We start from the raw sequence: 20,030 nt of genomic DNA, 5'->3' as shown, positions 1-20,030 counted from the left end.
AGGATGCCTTTACAGGGCATCCTCTTGATGTTCAGGAACAAATAATTCCAGACAATGATACATATTTTCGAATTCCATCGGTGCATCTCCACCATATTCACCATCTAAATTAATCATTAGTTTATCTGGTGAATGCACTTTAATTCGGTTCGCTTGTGTGTATAGTACTTTTGGATTGTTAATATGTTCACCACGCTGCGCTTGTGTTGCAGCTTTAATTAAGTCGGCAATCGAACCTTTTTTCAGCACTAATAAATCAAATAAGCCATCGTTAATCGATGCATATGGTGCTACCTTTTCAAAGCCACCCACTGAACGAGTATTCGTAATTAAAAACATCGTAATTTCTTCTTGTAGTAATTTTCCATCATACTCAATTTCAACATATGTTGGATGTAGTGATGGTAGCATTTCGATACCTTTTAAATAATAAGCAAGTTGTCCTAATACAGTCTTTAGCTTACTTGGTACTTCATATGTTAATTCTGTAATACGACCGCCACCAGCGATGTTAATAAAATATGTATCGTTTGCTCTACCAAGGTCTAATGGCACAGTTTTTCCTTCACAAATAATATCCGCTGCTTCTTCAATAGAACGAGGTACACCGATTGCACGTGCAAAGTCATTTGTCGTTCCAACTGGAATAATTCCAAATTTCGGACGGAATTCATGACCAACTAGACCGTTTACAACTTCATTTAACGTGCCGTCACCACCAGCCGCAATAACAACATCAAATTTACGCTCTACAGCTTGCCTCGCCGCCACAGTTGCGTCTCCAGGACCCGTTGTCGCATGACAAGATGCTTCATACCCAGCTTGTTCTAATTTTTGTAATACTTCCGGTAAGCTCTTCTTAAATAGCTCACGCCCAGAAGTAGGATTATAAATAATTCTTGCTCGCTTCATCATTTATTAGCACAGGAAATTTCTTTATGTATCAAAAAAGAACATACCGAACTTCTATTCAGTATTCCCGTGCCTACCTCCTCTCATCTTCCTATCCTTCTTTTATCTCGCTCAAACAGGCAGTAAGAACCCGATTCGTGTAGCCCATCAAAAGTAAATATTCATTTCAATGGTTTTGTTTTATTTGACAAAAAATTTATGTCCATCTATTTCCTCACAACAATTTACATATAACGAATAATAATTATCTATTATTTCATGAGATGAAAAAACCTCTATTTCTAGATTTATCATTATTCCCACCTTTTTGCAACTATCATACCATAGTTGCTATACAAACATTTTTCCACTTTTGACAGTTAATCAAACGTTTGTTTAAATAATTTTCTCTCATTTAAACAAACGTTTGATTAACCTAGAAAAACACCCATGTACGGGTGTTTTTCTGCTTAATCTTTAAAAGTTACTACTATTATCGCTTATTAATCTCTTCAAGTAAGATTTTGTTAACAAGCGGTGGATTTGCTTGCCCTTTTGTAGCTTTCATAATTTGACCAACTAAGAAGCCAATTGCACGGTCTTTACCGTTTTTAAAGTCTTCGATAGATTGCTCATTATTATCAAGAATTTCTGTTACAACTTTACGAAGTGTACCCTCGTCAGAAATTTGAACAAGGCCTTTCGCTTTAACGATTTCTTCTGGGTCTCCACCTTTTTCAATTAATTCGTTAAATACTTTCTTCGCAATTTTAGAAGAAATTGTACCTTTTTCAATTAATTGAACCATTTTAGATAAACCAGCAGGCGTTAATGCAACGTCTTTTAATTCTTTTTGTTGTTTGTTTAGGTATGCAAGTACTTCACCCATTAACCAGTTTGATGTTAATTTCGCATCAGCACCGTCTGCAACAGTTGCTTCAAAGAAATCAGACATTTCTTTCGTTAATGTTAATACGTGTGCATCATAAGCTGGTAAGCCTAATTCTGCAACGTAGCGAGCTTTACGTGCATCTGGAAGTTCTGGAATAGAAGCACGAACTGCTTCTTTCCACTCATCGTCGATGTAAAGTTCAACTAAGTCCGGCTCTGGGAAGTAACGGTAATCATCAGATCCTTCTTTCACACGCATTAAGATTGTTTTCTTCGTTGCTTCATCATAACGACGTGTTTCTTGTTGGATGATACCACCAGATAATAATTCTTTTTCTTGGCGAGCTTGCTCAAACTCAAGACCTTTTTGTACGTAAGTGAAAGAGTTTAAGTTTTTCAGTTCCGCTTTTGTACCGAACTTCTCTTGTCCAACTGGACGAAGGGAAATGTTCGCATCACAACGCAAGGAACCTTCTTCCATCTTACAATCAGATACGCCAGTGTATTGAATGATTGATTTTAACTTCTCTAAGTATGCATATGCTTCTTCTGGCGTACGCATATCTGGCTCAGATACGATCTCAATTAAAGGCATACCTTGACGGTTGTAGTCTACTAATGATCCGTCAGCTGTATGCGTTGATTTACCAGCATCTTCTTCTAAATGAAGACGTGTAATACCGATACGTTTCTTTTTACCGTCTACTTCGATTTCAATCCAGCCATTTTCACCAATTGGCTTATCAAACTGAGAGATTTGGTAAGCTTTCGGATTATCTGGATAGAAATAGTTTTTACGGTCAAACTTTGTTTCTGTTGCGATTTCACAGTTTAATGCCATTGCAGCTTTCATTGCAAAGTTAACTGCTTCTTTATTTAAAGTAGGAAGTACTCCTGGGTATCCTAAGTCAATTACACTTGTTTGTGTATTTGGTTCCGCTCCGAATTCTGTTGGACTCGCAGAGAAAATTTTCGAATTTGTTTTTAACTCAACGTGAACCTCTAAACCAATAATTGTTTCTAAATTCATCTATGCTCGCCTCCTTACAGACTTGCTTTTTTTGTATGATGGTCTGTTGCTTGCTCAAACGCATGTGCAACGCGGTAAATTGTCGCTTCATCGAAGTGTTTACCAATAATTTGTAAACCAAGTGGCATGTTGTTAGCACCGAATCCACATGGAACAGAAATCGCTGGAACGCCTGCTAAGTTTACTGGGATTGTTAAAATGTCATTTGCATACATTGTCATTGGATCATCAACTTTTTCGCCCACTTTAAATGCCGGAGTTGGCGTTGTTGGTCCAATAATAACATCGTAGTTAGCAAATACATTTTCAAAGTCGTTTTTAATTAATGTACGTACTTGTTGTGCTTTTTTGTAATATGCATCATAGTAACCAGAGCTAAGAGCAAATGTACCAAGCATAATACGACGTTTTACTTCATCACCGAAGCCTTCGCTACGTGTGTTTTTGTAAAGATCCATTAAGTTATTCACATTATCAGAACGAACACCATAACGTACGCCATCAAAGCGTGAAAGGTTAGCTGATGCTTCAGAAGAAGATAATAAGTAATACGTTGCTAGAGCGTATTTAGAGTGTGGAAGAGATACTTCCTCCCAAGTTGCACCCATACCTTCTAATACTTTTAAAGCAGCTAGTACTGACTCACGAGCTTCTTCGCCAACACCTTCTCCTAAGTATTCTTTCGGTACAGCAATGCGTAAACCTTTAACGTCGCCTGTTAAACCAGCTAAGTAGTTTCCTACTTCAACGTTAGCAGAAGTTGCATCCATACGGTCAAGACCTGAAATAGCTTGTAATAAGTATGCATTGTCTTCTACTGTACGTGTAATCGGTCCGATTTGGTCAAGTGAAGATGCAAATGCTACTAATCCGTAACGAGATACACGCCCGTAGGTTGGTTTTAAACCTACAACGCCACAATATGCAGCTGGTTGACGGATAGAACCACCCGTATCAGAACCTAGAGAGAATAATACTTCTCCTGCTGCTACAGCTGCTGCAGAACCACCACTAGATCCGCCTGGAACGTAATTTAAGTTCCATGGATTTTTCGTAGCGTAGAAACCTGAGTTTTCATTTGAAGAACCCATTGCGAACTCGTCCATATTTAATTTACCGATTGTAATTGTGTCAGCAGCTTTTAGCTTTTGCACAACTGTCGCATCATAAATTGGATCGAAGTTTGCTAACATTTTGCTCGCACAAGTTGTACGAAGACCGTTAGTTACAATGTTATCTTTTACACCGATTGGCATACCGAATAATAAACCATTATCTTCAGCACCAATCTTTGCATCTAATTCTTTCGCTTTCGCGCGTGCATTTTCTTCATCTAATGTAAGAAAAGCTTTTACGTTATCTTCAACATCCGCAATACGTTTATAAGATTCTTCTACTAAATCCGTAACGGAAATTTCTTTGTTGTTTAACTTCTTATGTAACTCTGATACTGAATGATCAAATAATGACATCGAAATTCCCCTCCTCTATTCTAATACTGCTGGAACACGGATTTGATTATCTTTGTGATCCGGTGCATTTTTTAATACTTCTTCTACTGGTAAACCTTTTTCTGGTACATCTTCACGCATAACATTTTTCATAGTTAATACATGAGTTGTTGGTTTTACGTTTGTTGTATCTAATTCATTTAACTGTTCTGCAAAAGTAACAATTGCATCTAGTTGTTTTTGAAATTTTTCTGCTTCTTGATCAGTAATTGCAAGACGTGCTAAATGTGCTACGTGCTTTACATTCTCAACGGAAATTCTTGACACGGCTAGGCCACCTCCATAATATATCGTTCAATCTACAATACTATTGATGATACCAAATTTTCAGTACTTCAAGCAAGTCAACACACGGTACTTACACCATTTTTACATAAAAAAAGAAAGGCAAACGCCTTTCTTTACGATTTACTCTTTATCTAACGGTTTATTTTTCGGAAATCTCTCGTTATCTTCTTCATTATCACGAATTGTTTTTTGTAATACAAAACAAGACATCGTTAAAAATAATGTTCCAATTAAATAATATCCTTTTACACTAAGCGTTTCATCTAGCGTATAAATACCAATTAGCATACCTGAAAGCGCACAAACAAATGAAGTCCATGCTAAAAACGTGAACGCTTGCGTATTACGTCTTCTCATCGTTCTCCCCCTCGTTAGCAGTACATCCATTATAGATAAGTATATTTACCATGATGGATTTTTATGTAAATTCTAGTTTTATATTTATAAATCTATCCTAAAAGAATACTATTTTAAAGAAAGTTTTCTGCCTAATCTGAAAAAACAATTAAAATCATTGACAATTATTTCTATTCTACATAAAATAAAAATAAATATTACGAACCTCGAAATATACGGGAGTGGAATTAATTGTTGCAATATGAACATTTTTTAGACTTACTGCTAGATAACGCCAAGAAACTTTTCTATCCTGAAGAATGGGTAAGCCTAGATTTAACACTTTCTAAAACAGAAGTATTTTGTTTACTTTGGATGGAACGAAATACAGATATTACAATGACGAAAATTGCTGATCTTCTTGATATACCAATGAGTACAACGACAGGTGTTGTAAATCGCCTTGTAAAAAAGGGATATATTGAACGCTACCGTGATGAAAATGACCGACGTATTGTATTAATTCGTTTAACAGAAAACGGCGTAATACTCGTTCAAGAAGTAAAACAAAATGCAGCCCATTACTTTAGCCTAGTAACAGAAGCATTATCGGAAGAAGAAAAAGCATTTTTACTACAGATCTTCCAAAAGATTATGAATCACATTGCTACGTCACAACAAAAAACAGAAGAAAAGGTTTCAACACCTAAAATGAAAAACATTCCGATTGAATAAAACCCTAATAGGGTTTTTATTCAAAAAAATATTTCGACACTCGTAATATTCGACATTCGAAACAAAGGGGATATGAATGATGAGAATTATTTTGTATACAGGTAAAGGCGGCGTAGGAAAAACTAGCATTTCAGCGGCAACTGCACTTCAAAGCGCAAAACAAGGATTAAAAACTTTAGTAATGAGCACAGACCCAGCTCATAGTTTAGGAGATTCATTTGGTATAAAACTATCTTCTGAACCATTAGAAATTCGTGAAAACCTATGGGCACAAGAAATTAATACGATTTATGAAATGGAAAAAGGCTGGGGAAAATTACAGAAATATATTACACTACTCTTCACTTCCAAAGCAGCTGATGATATTACAACAGAAGAGTTAACGATGTTTCCTGGTATGGAAGATTTAATTAGCTTACTTCGTGTACTCGATTATTATAAACAAAACACATATGATGTTATTATCATTGATTGTGCCCCAACAGGAGAAACATTAGCCATGCTCAGCTTTCCAGACATGCTCGGCTGGTGGATGGAAAAATTATTCCCTATTAAAAGAAAAGTTTTAAAAGTCGTTCGTCCCGTAGCCCAACCACTTCTTGGTGTCCCCCTTCCAACCGATGATATTATGGACGAATTAACAAATACACTTGAACAACTTGGAGAAATGAGAGATATTTTATCAAACCGAGACGTAACAAGTATCCGCATCGTTGTAAATCCCGAAAAAATGGTTATTAAAGAGGCTCAGCGTAGCTTTACGTATTTAAATTTATACGATTATAACGTAGATGCGATTATGATTAACCGCGTCATCCCTAACACTGTCATCGATCCTTATTTTCAAGCTTGGAAAGATACCCAAAAGAAATATAAAACATTAATTCAAGATAGTTTTGATCCACTTCCTATTTACGAAGCTCCAATGTTTGAACAAGAAGTTGTTGGCTTACCTATGTTAGAACGCGTTGGAGATGCTTTATTTAAAAAAGATTATTGTCCTACTGAAGTAAAATTTAACGGTCGCACTCAATATGTAAAAAAAGATGGCGATGAGTATATTTTCGTTCTGTCCATTCCCTTCTCTAACAAAAGTGAACTTGCATTAAATCAAAAAGGTGACGAGCTTATCATTCGTGCTGGTTCTGTTAAACGAAACATCACATTACCCAAAACGTTAACACACCTTTCTATTCAAGGAGCAAAATTTGAAGATGATGTACTAAACATTCGTTTTGGAGGTGTCGTACATGCATGAAGAACTACTAAGGAAAGTCATCCGTACAAAAATAAAAGTAGGTATGCATATATTAGAAGAGTTACCTGCCCCAATCCAGCAATCAGCTAAGCAAATACTAAATATTTTACAAGAGGAGCTAGCTGCTTATCCGAAAGAACAAGGGCATCGTGAAGATAATTTGAAAAGTATTATAATTGAATGAACATCTCTGGATAGAGGGCCTTTCTAGGCTTTCTATCTCTATATTGGAGTGATGTAAGTTGTTTAAAAAACATTCCACTATTATGCTTTGGAAGATTCCCTTGTTATTTCTCATTCATAACCTTGAAGAATCTTTCCAAATGCCACAATATCTTGCTAATCAATTTTCAATTACTTTTATAACTAGTCAACAATTTTCCATTGCGATTTCTATATTGACTCTCTTTGTTTTACTTATCGTCTTTCTATATCAAATAAACATCTTGTCTTCTATATACTGGATTATTTTTATACAAGGGGCAATTTTCTTCAACTCTGTTCAACATATTATTTTGTTTTTCATTTACCGTTCTTATAACCCTGGCGTAATATCCGCAGTTTTCATTGCCATCTTTTCTATTTTCTTTTTTTTATCCCAAAAACACTTAATTCATAAAAATAAATTCTTAATTACACTCGCTTTCAGCTTATTTTCTTATCCTATTATAATTTGGATTACCTTACTATTCGCTAGCTACTTTCATTCATAAAAAAGACCAGGAAAACTCCTGGTCCATTACTCTACTTAACAAACATTGGATTCTATGTTATACAGAATTGGAAGGTACAGAATTAGGGTTGTTTTGTTTGTTAAGTAGATTATATGTTGAACGAACTAACAGCGGAGGGGTTCCTTCTGTTAGTCCATTAAACCCAATCATTATTTTACGATTTTTTCAAGCTCATCAAGTGAAAGATCTACTGAAATTGAACCATCATTTGTTTCTTTCTTAATTGCATCTGTTACTTCTTTTGAATGATATAATTCAATTACTTTTTTCAGTGTTGGATCATCTTTATCTTTCGTACGAGCTGCGAAAATATTAATATATGGCTTCGCATTTTCATTCTTTGGATCTTCTAAGAAAATTGGATCCTTCGCTGGATCTAATCCAGCTTGACCAGCAACACCGTTATTAATAACTGAAGCTGCTACATCTTTTAATACACGAGGTGTTTGCTGTGCGATAACCGGTGTAATTTTTAACTTCTTCGGATTTTCAGCAATGCCGCTTGGATCTCCAAATAGACCAAAGTCTTTTTTAAGCTTTAATAACCCAGCTGCATCAAGAAGTTTTAATGCACGTGCTTGGTTCGTCGGATCATTTGGAATCGCAATTTCTGAACCATCTGGAATTTCATTTGCTTTCTTATGTTTTTCAGAGTATAAACCCATTGGTGCAATTTGCGTTGTACCAACAGCTGTAATATCTAGCTTATGCTCCTTTTTAAATTGCTCTAAGAATGCAATATGCTGGAATGAATTTAATTCAATATCTCCATCAGCTAACGCTTTATTTGGCGTTGTGTAATCAGAGAACTCAACCAGTTTAATTTTAATTCCTTCTTTTTCAGCTTTCCTCTTCAAAATTTCCCAAGCGTCTCCATCCGTTCCAGTTACACCGACGCGAACTACTTTTTCTTTCGCTCCTGCCCCTGTGTCTCCACTTGAGCAGCCGCTTAATGCTGAAACCCCTACAATCGCTGATAATGCAAATGCTAAAATCTTCTTCATTCTCTTTTCCCCCTCTTCCTTTTATGATCTGCGTAAAAAGACTTTCGCAAAGTAGTTTCCTAAGTTTTGAGCTAACTGTACAAGAATGATAAGTAAAACGACCGTTACGAACATAACTGATGTATCAAAACGTTGATAACCATATGTCATTGCTAAATCACCAAGGCCGCCACCACCGACAAGCCCAGCAACTGCAGAAAATTCAATTAAACCAACTGTCATAAATGTAACACCTAAAATTAATGGTGCTAACGCTTCTGGTACAAGGATTTCAAAAACAATTCTAATTGGTGAAGCACCCATCGCTTGCGCTGCTTCAATTACCCCTTTCGGAACAGAAACAAGATTTGTTTCAACCATTCTAGCGATACCAATTGATGCAACTAACGTCATTGGAAAAATTGCTGCCGCCGTTCCAATTGTCGTTCCGATAACACTTCTTGTTAGCGGGCTTAAAGCTACTAAGAATATGATGAATGGAATTGGACGAATTGTATTAATGATAATATTAAGAATAGAAAAGACCCATTTATTTTCTAAAAAGTTTCCTTTTCTCGTCACATATAAAAGTAAACCTAGAGGTATACCAAGAATTGTAGCGAATATAAGGGTTACAATTACCATTAAGAGGGTATCCCCCGTCGCATCTAATATGCGCGGCCAAAATATACTCCAATCAACTCGCATGAGCTTCTACCTCCTTCAGCTGCACTTGCAGTCTTAGATGTTGTAATGCTTTTTGAATTTCCCTCTGTTCACCTTGCAATTCTACAAGAAGATTTCCAAATAGCACATTTTGAAGTTCAATAATATTTCCGTACAGTACATTTACATCGACATTATAGTTTTTTGCGATATATGATAGTACCGGCTGTCCTGTTTCCTCACCAGTAAATGTTAGGCGATAAATCTGACCACCATTTTGAATTTTCGCTAAAACACTTTCCGGTAAATGATCATTAATAACAGAACGTACAAAGTTTTGAGTCGTCGTTGTTTTTGGTTGTGTGAAAACATCAAACAGTTTTCCTTCTTCAATAACTTTTCCTTTTTCCATTACAGCTACACGGTGACAAATTTCTTTCACAACATGCATTTCATGTGTAATAAGAAGAATTGTTAAATTATATTCTCGATTTACTTTCTTTAATAAGTTTAGAATTTCTGTCGTTGTTTCTGGATCTAAAGCTGATGTTGCCTCATCACATATAAGAATATCTGGTGATGTTGCAAGTGCTCTAGCGATACCTACACGCTGCTTTTGTCCACCTGATAGCTGCTCTGGGTAATTGTTTGCTTTATCTTCTAACCCTACAAACTTCAGCAATTCATTTACTCTTTCTTTTATTTCATTCTTTGGTACTTTTGCTAACTTTAATGGATAAGCAATATTCCCAAACACTGTTCTTGAATTAAATAAATTAAAGTTTTGAAAAATCATCCCGATTCTTTGTCTTAGCTTCCGTAATTCTTTCGTCGATAATGATGTAATATCTTTATCATCTATTGAAATCGTTCCTGCCGTTGGTCTCTCTAACATGTTTACTAGGCGTAATAATGTACTCTTTCCAGCGCCACTAAAACCGATAATGCCAAAAATTTCGCCTTTCTCAACTGATAACGTTACATCCTCCACCGCATGAACAGATTGCCCACCTGATTCATATACTTTACTTACATTATTAAAAGAAATCATTTTTCCCCCTCCTATATGCTGTAAAAACTTGAAGTAGAGCTTTCGAGGTAAAATAAAAAGTGCTCTCCTTCTTATCAACCATAAAGATAAGAAGGAGAGCACTTATATGTACTCGGTCACATCTTCTCATCTTCCAAGCCTTTCATAGGCTTGCTGGAGTTAGCACGGTATTAAAAAACCCGTTGCTGAGGTATCGTAGGGCCAGTCCCTCCACCTCTCTGGATAAGAATGTATCGATTTAATTGTCGTTTAATTAATTCTCATTATAGAACTCAGAATAATAAGAGTCAATACATTTTTTAGAAAAATATTAATTATTTCTTTATTAAAATTTTCAGATGAAAAATTCAAGAAAAAATAGTAATCTTTAAAGTTATGTAAAATTCTCCTCTTGCATATTTTTTAAAAGGATAATCTTCTCTACTAATTGAATACCATTATTTGAATATGAAATTGGAGGAAGGTAAATATATGAAAACAGCTCTTTTACTCGTTGATATTCAAAATGATTATTTTCCACATGGAAAAATGGAATTGCGTAATCCAGTAGAAGCAAGCGAATATGCTAGTCAGCTACTACAATTCTTTAGAACGAAAAACGAACCTATTTTTCATATCCAACATGTAGCAATAAAAGAGGACGCTACTTTTTTCCTCCCCAATACAGAAGGTGTACATATTCATGAAAGCGTACGCCCACTTAAAGAAGAAACCGTTATACTCAAACATTATCCAAATAGTTTTCGCGAAACCGATCTTCTAGAGCAATTACAACGTTTAAATATTGAGCACCTCGTCATATGCGGGATGATGACTCATATGTGTATTGATGCTACCGTAAGGGCTGCCTTTGATTTCGGCTTGCAATGTACTGTTATACATGATGCTTGTGCGACAAAAGATCTTTCTTTTAAGAATGCTACGATACCCGCTGTTTATATTCATAATACAATTTTAGCTAGTTTAAATGGCGTATATGCAAATGTAATGAGTACAGAGGAGTTTTTAGCTACAAAAAAACACTCTCTTCAGTGAGCAAAACCGAAAAGAGTGTTTCTTGTCAAACCATAGATTTTCTTTCAAATTGTATTATACAGGAAATCCTTAAAATGAATACAAAAAAATGTGACTAATAAGTCAACTTTTCTCATTGTTTTATTTCTATTTACATGTTTATCCCGATATGAATAGGGTTTAGCTAGTTCTATTTGCCTAATGGTAATATATAGCATTTTAAATTCGAACTAGTTTCCCCTATTATTTATCTGTTTGTTTTTGTTTCTTTTTCAAATACTCCGCACGCAATTTTTCAATTTGCTGCTTTTTATCAAATTTGACAGGCGTCTGTTTTTCATGGAACTTTGCGACAGCTACCTGACCTTTGTAATCCAATTGATATTTTCCCACTTTGTTCACCTACTTTTCTTCTCTTTAAAGAGAATCTATTCAACAAATATAATATACCTTATTTTACTGAAATAAACCTTAATACTTAATCAGTTTTTCTACTGACACCTATCTTACTCCACATATAGAAAGTTTTTCAAAAAAAAGAGATCTTCGCAGACTGCGAAGATCTCTTCTACTATTTCTTATAAAGTTTCAGAAGTAGTTTTTGCTTGCATGTGAAGCGCTAAGTAGTCAGGGCCACCAGCTTTAGAGTCTGTACCAGACATGTTAAAGCCACCGAATGGTTGGTATCCTACGATTGCACCAGTACATCCACGGTTGAAGTATAAGTTACCTACATGGAAGTCTTCACGTGCTTTTTCAATATGGTCACGGTTGTTAGAGATAACTGCTCCTGTTAAACCGTATTCTGTATTGTTTGCAATTGCAAGTGCATGGTCAAAGTCTTTTGCTTTACAGAATGCTACTACTGGTCCGAAGATTTCTTCTTTCATTAAGCGAGCATCTTCTGCAACGTCAGCAACGATTGTTGGTTGGATGAACCAGCCTTTAGAATCGTCTCCTTCGCCACCTGCTAAAATTCTACCTTCTTCTTTACCAATTGCAACATAGCTCATTACTTTATCAAATGCAGCTTGGTCATTAACAGGACCCATGTTTGTACCTAATACAGCTGGGTTAGCAACTGTTAATTCTTTTGTTAATTCAACAGCACGATTTAATACGTGATCGTATACATCTTCGTGGATTACTGCACGAGAACATGCAGAACATTTTTGTCCTGAGAATCCGAATGCTGATGCAACGATAGATTTAGCTGCTAATTCAAGATCTGCTTCTTTATCAACAACGATTGTATCTTTACCGCCCATTTCAGCGATAACGCGTTTTAACCAAATTTGGCCTGGGTTTACTTTCGCCGCGCGCTCATAAATACGGATACCTACATCACGAGATCCAGTGAAGCTAATGAAACGTGTACGAGGGTGATCTACTAAGTAGTCACCAACTTCAGAACCATTACCTGGTACGAAGTTTACTACGCCAGCTGGTAAGCCAGCTTCTTCTAATACTTCCATGAATTTCGCTGCTACTACAGGAGTTGTACTAGCTGGTTTTAGTAATACTGTGTTACCAGAAACTAAAGCAGCTGTTGTCATACCTGCCATAATTGCGAATGGGAAATTCCAAGGAGAAATGATAACACCTACTCCTAATGGAATGTAAGAGAAACGATTATATTCAATTGGACGGCTTTCTACTGGAATTCCGTCTTTTAATTTCAACATTTGACGACCATAATATTCCATAAAGTCGATTGCTTCTGCTGTATCAGCATCTGCCTCATTCCATGGTTTACCTGCTTCTTTTACAAGAATAGCAGAGAATTCATGTTTTCTACGACGAACGATCGCTGCAGCACGGAATAAAATGTCTGCACGCATTTCTGGCTTTGATTTTCTCCAAGTTTGGAATGTTTCATCCGCTACTTGCATTGCTTTTTCAGCTAACTCACGGCTTGCTTTTGAAACACGACCAACAAGTTCCTCTTTATTTGCAGGGTTTACAGAAACAATTTTGTCTTCTGTAGTGATTTTTTCTCCCCCAATAATTAATGGATAGTCTTGCCCAAGATAAGATTCTACTTTCTTTAAACCTTCTTCAAACGCTAATTTGTTAGCCTCCACTGAAAAATCTGTAAATGGCTCATGTTTGTATGCTACTACCATTATTTTTAGCCTCCCCTTAGAAAAACGTTTACATTTTACAACATTATTCTACACGATAATTTAGATTTATTCAAATATTCCTAGACTTATATTTTAAAAATTAATTAATTTTTAAAATATAATAAAAAAACAGAGTTATACAAATGTATAACTCTACAAAATATGAGTATATTCCAAAACGTTTTTGCTAATCAATAAAATAGTTACTAACAAAAATAAAGTCCTTACATATCCAACACCTTTTTGAACTGCAAACTTCGATCCAAAATAAGCGCCAAAAATCATCGATAACCCCATAATAATACCGTATTCAAAATGAATTACGTCTAAAAATAAAAAAGTGATTAACGATACGATATTACTAACAAAGTTCAAAAGTTTTCCAGATGCTGCCGCTTGAATAAAATCCAAACCAATTAATAAAAATGCAAAAATTAAAAAGGATCCCGTCCCTGGTCCAAAAAATCCATCGTAAAACCCTATCATTAAAATAACAAAGAAAAATATTAATGTTTTTCTTTTCGTCATCTTCTTATAGGTAGACACACTTCCCCAATCCTTTTTCGCAATAATATAAATAGCAATAAATACCAACATTACAAGCACTAACGGACGTAAAATATCTGGAGGAATAAACTTTACTACTAAAGCACCTGCTACTGCTCCTATAACAGTTAATGGGATTAACTTTCCTACAATTTTAAAATCGACCTTTCCCGATCGAATAAAGTAAATCGCACTCGTAAACGTCCCCATCGTTGCAGCTAATTTATTCGTTGCAATTGCCGAAGCTGGCGGTAAACCAACAAACATAAGTGCCGGAAGCGAAATTAACCCTCCACCGCCAACAACTGAATCAATAAAAGCTGCTAAAAAACCGAATGCGATTAATAAAATAATGACTTGAAAACTTAATTCGTCCATGCGCTTTACCCCTTACCCCATTATTTATAACATTTTAAATTATAACAAAATTACCCAAGAAAAAAAGCCGTTCCATAAAGGAACGGCCCTTCTATTTAATCTAAAATTTTCACATACGGCTCATCTTGCTTCGCCTCACGTATAATAATCGCTTCTGGACGTTCTACAGATTTAATCGTTACTTGTACTTTCATATAATTCGGGAAGTATTCCATAACAAGCCCGGCTACATATTGTGTAAAGCCAATTATTTCTGCTTTCCCATTAAACTGGACAGGAATATCAAGCTTTATTTCTCTTAATTCATCGTCTCTATACATACCAGTACCGATAACAGCTGTATAGTCACCTTGGAAATAATCGCTTAATTTTGCCTTGAAGTTTGATACTCTCGCCAAGTCTTCACGTTTATTATCTGTTTTCGCTTGTTCAGATGGGAACAAATAATATTTCTCATTAATTTGTTTCCAATCCTCAACCGTTTCACTACCTTTTTCGACATTCGCATAAGAAACAAAGTTACCTGGCACGAGCGAAGACTTCGGAGCCTGACGATAAATTGCAAATGTTATCGGAAGGTTTTTTGTCTCAGGATCTTGTTGATGCATAACTTTCAAGATTTCTGGCACCATTTTTTTCCCTTCAGCTAACATCTTTTCATTCGAAATTGCAGCCTCACGCGGGTACCCATGCTCTTCCTCATAATAATGAACCGAATTCATTGCTAATCCAACTACAATGCCACTACGCTCATCTTTTTCGCCTTTGTTCACATAATAATCATGCTCTAAAATATTTGAAATATATATTGGATTTTTTTTATTTTTCACTTCTAATGATTCGGATCCTGTACCTAATGCAGGATTTAACCCTATGTTCGGGAATTTAACCGCATCTTTTTTTAATGTATCTTCTAGTTCCTTTTGTTCTGCATCTGTACGTTTTCTTTTAACAAGCATCTGTATATACTGAGTAGTTAGGGATTTTCCACCTTTGAAAACATTATCTTTCGTACTAAATGATTCTTTCGCAATACGCATTAATCCTGTTTCAAATTCATCTATATCAAGACGATTACTTACTCCTTGCACAACTAAGCCACGTGCGTTTCCTCCCACAAATGGAATAGTCGTCTTATAATATTCATCCGAAATAGAGTAATTCGGGACGATTGCTTGCTCTTTTGCTTTCCCCGATTTCTCAACCACTTTTTCATCTTTATCGGCACCTGCACTACACCCACTTACAAGTAGGCCAAGGCTTAATACCGCTAATGCTATTTTTTTCATGGTAAGTTTGCACCTCTTACTTATTTAGCTCTTGTAAGAACCTCTCTTCATTCCAAACCTCGACATTATGTTTCTCCGCTTGTGCTAATTTCGAACCCGCCGCTTCACCTGCAACAACTAAATCTGTACTTTTACTAACACTTCCTGTTACTTTTCCACCTAATGCCTCAATCTTTTTCTTCGCTTCACTACGTCCCATAACTTCTAATTTCCCTGTTAAAACGACAGTTTTTCCTGCGAAGTACGACTCAACGTTTTGTAAATCAGCAATTTTCATGCCTTTATATGTCATGTTCACGCCGTATTCTTTAAATTGTTGTAATAACTCTAATACGTCTTCATTATCGAAATACGTTACTACGGATTGAGCCATTTTTTCACCAATTTCATTAATTGCTTTTAGTTCTTCTTCCGTTGCCTTCACAAGCGCATCCATCGTTTCGAAATGCTCTGCAAATGTACGTGCCGCTTTCGCTCCAACATGGCGAATACCAAGACCGAATAATAATCGCTCTAATGAGTTTTCTTTAGAATTCTCAATTGCTTGTACTAAATTCGTTGCTGATTTTTCTCCAAATCGTTCTAGCTGTAATAATTGCTCTTTCGTCAACGAATATAAATCAGCAAATGTACGAATATAATCTGCCTCAAAGAGTTGTGTAATGACACGTTCTCCAAGTCCATCAATATTCATTGCATTTCTTGAAACGAAATGGATTAACCCTTCTCGAATTTGAGCAGGACAAGTTGGATTTATACAACGAAGTGCTACCTCTTCTTCTAAACGAACTAGTTCACTCTCACATGCTGGGCAATGCGTTGGCATATGATATTCTTCTTCCTCACCAGTACGCTTATCGAAAATAACATTCACAACTTCAGGAATAATATCTCCAGCCTTCTTCACAACAACGTAGTCACCAATTCGAATATCTTTTTCACGAATTAAATCTTCGTTATGTAAAGAAGCACGACGAACGATCGTACCAGCCACTCGCACTGGCTCTAGCTCTGCAGTCGGTGTTACAACCCCTGTACGACCAACACTTAATTCAATGCCTGTTAATCTTGTTACAACTTCTTCAGCTGGGAATTTATAAGCAATTGCCCATCTTGGACTCTTTGCTGTAGTGCCTAGACTTTCTTGAAGAGCAACATCATCTACTTTTATAACGATCCCATCAATTTCATAATCAAGATGCGGACGTTTTTCTTGCCATTCTTCTACATAAGCTATAACTTCTTCAATTGTTTCACATGTGCGTCGATTTGGATTTGTTTTGAATCCAAGTTCACCTAAGAAATCAAGCGATTCACTATGTGATAGGATTGTTTTTTCTTCTACATTCGCAAGACCGTATACAAACATAGATAAGTTACGCTTCGCTGCAATTTTCGGGTCAAGTTGGCGGATTGAACCTGCTGCCGCATTACGCGGATTCGCAAATACATCTTCACCATTTTGCTCTTTTTCTTCATTTAACTTAACGAATGAACGCTTCGGCATATAAGCTTCGCCTCGTGCCTCTAACGTTACTTCTTCATTTAAACGAAGCGGGATTGCTTTAATCGTTTTTAAATTTTGGGTAATATCTTCACCTGTTACACCATCACCACGTGTTGCCCCTTGAATGAAGCGTCCTTTTTCATAATGAAGTGAAACAGCAAGTCCGTCAATTTTTAATTCGCATATATATCTTACATTCGCATCATCAATTCCTTGACGTACTCGTCGGTCAAAATCACGTAAATCTCCTTCGTTAAATGCATTTCCTAAACTTAACATCGGTGACTTGTGTGTTACTTTTTCAAATATATCAAGAACCGTTCCCCCAACGCGAACGGAGGGAGAATCTTCACTCATAAACTCTGGGTTCTCTGCTTCTAATTTTATAAGCTCCTGCATATTACGGTCATACTCCGCATCAGAAACAGAAGGATTGTCTAACACGTGATATTGATAGTTAAATGTATTTAACAAATCACGTAGTTCTTCTATACGTTTTTTTGCTATCTCTTTTGACATATCCTCATTCCTTTCCTATTGTTTCGTCACAGGTGCAAATTTTGCTAACAAGCGTTTAACACCAATTGGGCTTGGGAACGCAATATCTAATTCTTTTGCATCACCTTCACCTTTTACACTTACAACTGTACCGATTCCCCATTTTTGGTGGGAAGCTTTATCGCCTACTGCCCAGCCGATTTGTTCGCCGCCTGTCGTCTTAGCTGCAGGACGCGCGAAAGCTGAGCGAGAACGTGTTGTAGTTGTAGTTGTCGTTTTACTGCTACTTGCCACTCTTCCTTTTGCACCAAACGAAGTTTCACGCTTCGGCGCTGTTTCATTTAATGATTCCACTAGTTCTGTCGGGATTTCTGTAATAAATCGAGATGCGGCATTCATACTTGTTCTACCAAATAATGTACGCATTTGTGCATTGGATAAATACAACTCTTCTTCTGCACGAGTAATACCGACATAAGCAAGACGACGCTCTTCTTGCATTTCATCTTCTTCCATTAGAGAACGAGTATGCGGGAATATTCCTTCCTCTAAACCAACAATAAAGACAACTGGGAATTCTAGTCCTTTCGCTGAATGCATCGTCATTAAAATAACTTCCTCACCAGCAGTTGGGTCTTCATCTACACGATCAATATCTGCAACAAGTGCTAAGTCTGTTAAGAATGCAACAAGACTCTTATCTTCGCTTTGAGATTCAAATGTTTGCGTAACAGATAAAAACTCATCTAAGTTCTCTAGACGACCTTCTGCTTCTAACGTACGCTCGTTTTTCAACATGTCGCGATAGCCTGTTTTCTCAATGACTTCTTCTACCAATTCTGTAACAGATAAATACTCTTGCATATTTACCCAGTTGTGTAATAAACCTGCGAATTCCTTTACTGCCTTTGTAACCTTTGCACTTACTCCAACATGCTCAATCTCATCGAATACAGCTGTTAATGAAATTCCATTTTGTACACCGTAATTAATAATTTTGTCGATAGAAGTCGCACCAATTCCACGCTTTGGCACGTTAATAATACGTGCGAAACTAATCTCATCATCTGGATTCCCAATTAAGCGTAAATACGCCAAAATGTCTTTAATCTCTTTACGGTCGTAGAACTTCGTACCGCCGACAATTTTGTAAGGAATATTAGATTTCAGGAAAATCTCCTCGACCATACGAGACTGCGCATTTGTACGATATAACACTGCAAAATCAGTATATTTTCGTTTTCCCATTTGAATATCGTCGCGAATTTTTTTCGCAACAAAGTATGCTTCGTCCTTTTCGGTTGCAGCACGATAATACGAAATTTTGTTTCCAACTTCATTATCTGTCCATAATTTCTTCGGTTTACGATTCGTATTTCTTTCAATAACCGCATTCGCTGCATTTAAAATATTTTGTGACGAACGATAATTTTGTTCTAACAGGATAACTTGCGCATTCTCATAGTCTTTTTCGAATGACAAAATGTTGGAAATGTCCGCACCACGCCAGCGATAAATTGACTGATCTGAGTCACCTACAACACATAAATTTTTAAAACGTGCTGCCAAATGTTTAACAAGAAGGTACTGCGCTTTGTTCGTATCTTGATACTCATCCACGTGAATATACTGGAATTTGCGCTGATAAAACTCTAGTACTTCTGGAACACGTTCAAATAGTTGAATCGTCGTCATAATTAAATCATCAAAGTCTAATGAGTTATTTTTCAAAAGACGTTTTTGATATTCTGTATATACATCGCTCGTTAATTTTTCATACGGATCAGCAATTGTAATTTTCTTCGCATATTTATCCGCAGATAACAATTCATTTTTCGCATTACTAATACCAGCTAAAATAGAGCGCGGTTCAAATTTCTTCGGATCAATATTGCGCTCTTTCATAATTTTTTTGACTACAGTTAACTGATCACCTGAATCTAAAATTGTAAAGTTACGATTAATACCAATGCGATCGATATCACGTCGTAAAATACGTACACACATAGAGTGGAACGTAGAAATCCAAATATCTTCAGCTTCTGGTCCGACAAGTGTATCAATACGCTCGCGCATTTCACGAGCGGCTTTATTTGTAAAGGTAATAGCTAGTACATTCCATGGCGCTACTCCTTTTTCACCGAGTAAATACGCAATACGATGTGTTAACACGCGTGTTTTACCACTACCTGCGCCTGCCATTAATAGAAGTGGTCCGTTCGTTGTTTGTACTGCTTTTTGTTGCTGCGGATTTAAACCATTTAATAATCTATCTGTCATACTCATATACGCCTGCAC

General features: G+C 36.3%; 19 protein-coding genes and 1 riboswitch. Of the genes, 5 read left to right on the top strand and 14 right to left on the bottom strand.

The window, feature by feature from the left end:
- Nucleotides 1–9: 9 nt before the first annotated feature.
- The 5 genes from NST14_RS01900 to NST14_RS01880 form a co-directional block, all read right to left on the bottom strand.
- On the bottom strand, nt 10–915 hold the full coding sequence (locus tag NST14_RS01900) for a diacylglycerol kinase (RefSeq protein ID WP_000977677.1): 906 nt from the start codon (nt 913–915) through the stop codon (nt 10–12).
- 469 nt (nt 916–1,384) lie between these two features.
- Entirely contained in the window at nt 1,385–2,812 is a 1,428-nt protein-coding gene (gatB, locus tag NST14_RS01895; protein ID WP_001047674.1) for an Asp-tRNA(Asn)/Glu-tRNA(Gln) amidotransferase subunit GatB, read from the bottom strand.
- Nucleotides 2,813–2,826: 14 nt separating this feature from the next.
- Nucleotides 2,827–4,284, bottom strand: a complete 1,458-nt coding sequence (gatA, locus tag NST14_RS01890; RefSeq protein WP_229143074.1) for an Asp-tRNA(Asn)/Glu-tRNA(Gln) amidotransferase subunit GatA — start codon at nt 4,282–4,284, stop codon at nt 2,827–2,829.
- 15 nt (nt 4,285–4,299) lie between these two features.
- Nucleotides 4,300–4,590, bottom strand: coding sequence for an Asp-tRNA(Asn)/Glu-tRNA(Gln) amidotransferase subunit GatC (gene gatC, locus NST14_RS01885; protein WP_000087000.1), 291 nt, complete (start codon nt 4,588–4,590; stop codon nt 4,300–4,302).
- 141 nt (nt 4,591–4,731) lie between these two features.
- Nucleotides 4,732–4,968: a YiaA/YiaB family inner membrane protein gene (locus NST14_RS01880; RefSeq protein WP_001254393.1), complete on the bottom strand. Its 237-nt coding sequence runs from the start codon at nt 4,966–4,968 to the stop codon at nt 4,732–4,734.
- Nucleotides 4,969–5,199: 231 nt separating this feature from the next.
- On the opposite strand from NST14_RS01880, the gene NST14_RS01875 reads away from it, so the two are divergent.
- The 4 genes from NST14_RS01875 (at nt 5,200) to NST14_RS01860 (ending at nt 7,653) form a co-directional block, all read left to right on the top strand.
- Complete coding sequence (locus NST14_RS01875) at nt 5,200–5,682, top strand: MarR family winged helix-turn-helix transcriptional regulator (RefSeq protein WP_000942473.1); 483 nt, start codon at nt 5,200–5,202, stop codon at nt 5,680–5,682.
- 76 nt (nt 5,683–5,758) lie between these two features.
- Nucleotides 5,759–6,940, top strand: a complete 1,182-nt coding sequence (locus NST14_RS01870) for an ArsA family ATPase (RefSeq protein WP_229143073.1) — start codon at nt 5,759–5,761, stop codon at nt 6,938–6,940.
- Nucleotides 6,933–7,124 (top strand): DUF3926 domain-containing protein, encoded by a 192-nt coding sequence (locus NST14_RS01865; RefSeq protein ID WP_000544090.1) that lies wholly within the window; start codon nt 6,933–6,935, stop codon nt 7,122–7,124. The genes NST14_RS01870 and NST14_RS01865 overlap by 8 nt, the downstream gene beginning before the upstream one ends.
- A 58-nt stretch (nt 7,125–7,182) precedes the next feature.
- Nucleotides 7,183–7,653: an HXXEE domain-containing protein gene (locus NST14_RS01860; protein WP_002163768.1), complete on the top strand. Its 471-nt coding sequence runs from the start codon at nt 7,183–7,185 to the stop codon at nt 7,651–7,653.
- 170 nt (nt 7,654–7,823) lie between these two features.
- Here NST14_RS01860 and NST14_RS01855 read toward each other — a convergent pair whose 3' ends face one another.
- Genes NST14_RS01855 through NST14_RS01845 form a run of 3 tightly spaced genes read right to left on the bottom strand, consistent with a single transcriptional unit; the run spans nt 7,824 to nt 10,374 of the window.
- Complete coding sequence (locus NST14_RS01855) at nt 7,824–8,678, bottom strand: MetQ/NlpA family ABC transporter substrate-binding protein (RefSeq protein ID WP_000721603.1); 855 nt, start codon at nt 8,676–8,678, stop codon at nt 7,824–7,826.
- A gap of 21 nt (nt 8,679–8,699) precedes the next feature.
- On the bottom strand, nt 8,700–9,365 hold the full coding sequence (locus NST14_RS01850; RefSeq protein ID WP_001261859.1) for a methionine ABC transporter permease: 666 nt from the start codon (nt 9,363–9,365) through the stop codon (nt 8,700–8,702).
- The gene (locus NST14_RS01845) at nt 9,355–10,374 is read right to left on the bottom strand and encodes a methionine ABC transporter ATP-binding protein (protein WP_000622978.1); all 1,020 of its coding nucleotides are present in this window, start codon (nt 10,372–10,374) and stop codon (nt 9,355–9,357) included. The genes NST14_RS01850 and NST14_RS01845 overlap by 11 nt, the downstream gene beginning before the upstream one ends.
- A 123-nt stretch (nt 10,375–10,497) precedes the next feature.
- Nucleotides 10,498–10,603: riboswitch (SAM riboswitch) on the bottom strand.
- A gap of 242 nt (nt 10,604–10,845) precedes the next feature.
- Between NST14_RS01845 and NST14_RS01840 the strand changes: the two genes are divergently transcribed.
- A complete protein-coding gene (locus NST14_RS01840) occupies nt 10,846–11,409 on the top strand; it encodes a cysteine hydrolase family protein (protein WP_000844901.1) in 564 nt (187 codons plus the stop codon).
- A gap of 222 nt (nt 11,410–11,631) precedes the next feature.
- On the opposite strand, the gene NST14_RS01835 is transcribed toward NST14_RS01840, so the two are convergent.
- The 6 genes from NST14_RS01835 to pcrA all read right to left on the bottom strand — a co-directional run bounded on the left by NST14_RS01835 (nt 11,632) and on the right by pcrA (nt 20,018).
- Nucleotides 11,632–11,790: a hypothetical protein gene (locus NST14_RS01835; protein WP_001045034.1), complete on the bottom strand. Its 159-nt coding sequence runs from the start codon at nt 11,788–11,790 to the stop codon at nt 11,632–11,634.
- Between the two features lie 176 nt (nt 11,791–11,966).
- Nucleotides 11,967–13,514 carry an L-glutamate gamma-semialdehyde dehydrogenase gene (gene pruA / locus NST14_RS01830; protein ID WP_000259550.1) on the bottom strand — a complete coding sequence of 516 codons (1,548 nt, stop codon included), beginning with the start codon at nt 13,512–13,514 and terminating at the stop codon, nt 11,967–11,969.
- A gap of 153 nt (nt 13,515–13,667) precedes the next feature.
- Nucleotides 13,668–14,438: a TSUP family transporter gene (locus NST14_RS01825; protein WP_000343966.1), complete on the bottom strand. Its 771-nt coding sequence runs from the start codon at nt 14,436–14,438 to the stop codon at nt 13,668–13,670.
- A gap of 95 nt (nt 14,439–14,533) precedes the next feature.
- On the bottom strand, nt 14,534–15,727 hold the full coding sequence (locus NST14_RS01820; RefSeq protein ID WP_000717043.1) for a CamS family sex pheromone protein: 1,194 nt from the start codon (nt 15,725–15,727) through the stop codon (nt 14,534–14,536).
- Nucleotides 15,728–15,743: 16 nt separating this feature from the next.
- Nucleotides 15,744–17,753: an NAD-dependent DNA ligase LigA gene (ligA, locus tag NST14_RS01815; RefSeq protein ID WP_000031440.1), complete on the bottom strand. Its 2,010-nt coding sequence runs from the start codon at nt 17,751–17,753 to the stop codon at nt 15,744–15,746.
- A 15-nt stretch (nt 17,754–17,768) separates the two neighbouring features.
- The gene (gene pcrA / locus NST14_RS01810; protein WP_002163769.1) at nt 17,769–20,018 is read right to left on the bottom strand and encodes a DNA helicase PcrA; all 2,250 of its coding nucleotides are present in this window, start codon (nt 20,016–20,018) and stop codon (nt 17,769–17,771) included.
- Nucleotides 20,019–20,030: the final 12 nt, after the last annotated feature.

This window comes from Bacillus sp. FSL W8-0519, from assembly GCF_038005585.1.
Lineage (GTDB): Bacteria > Bacillota > Bacilli > Bacillales > Bacillaceae_G > Bacillus_A > Bacillus_A paranthracis.
The sequence above is the reverse complement of the archived record's forward strand: the minus strand, read 5'-3'. Positions and strand labels throughout refer to the sequence as shown.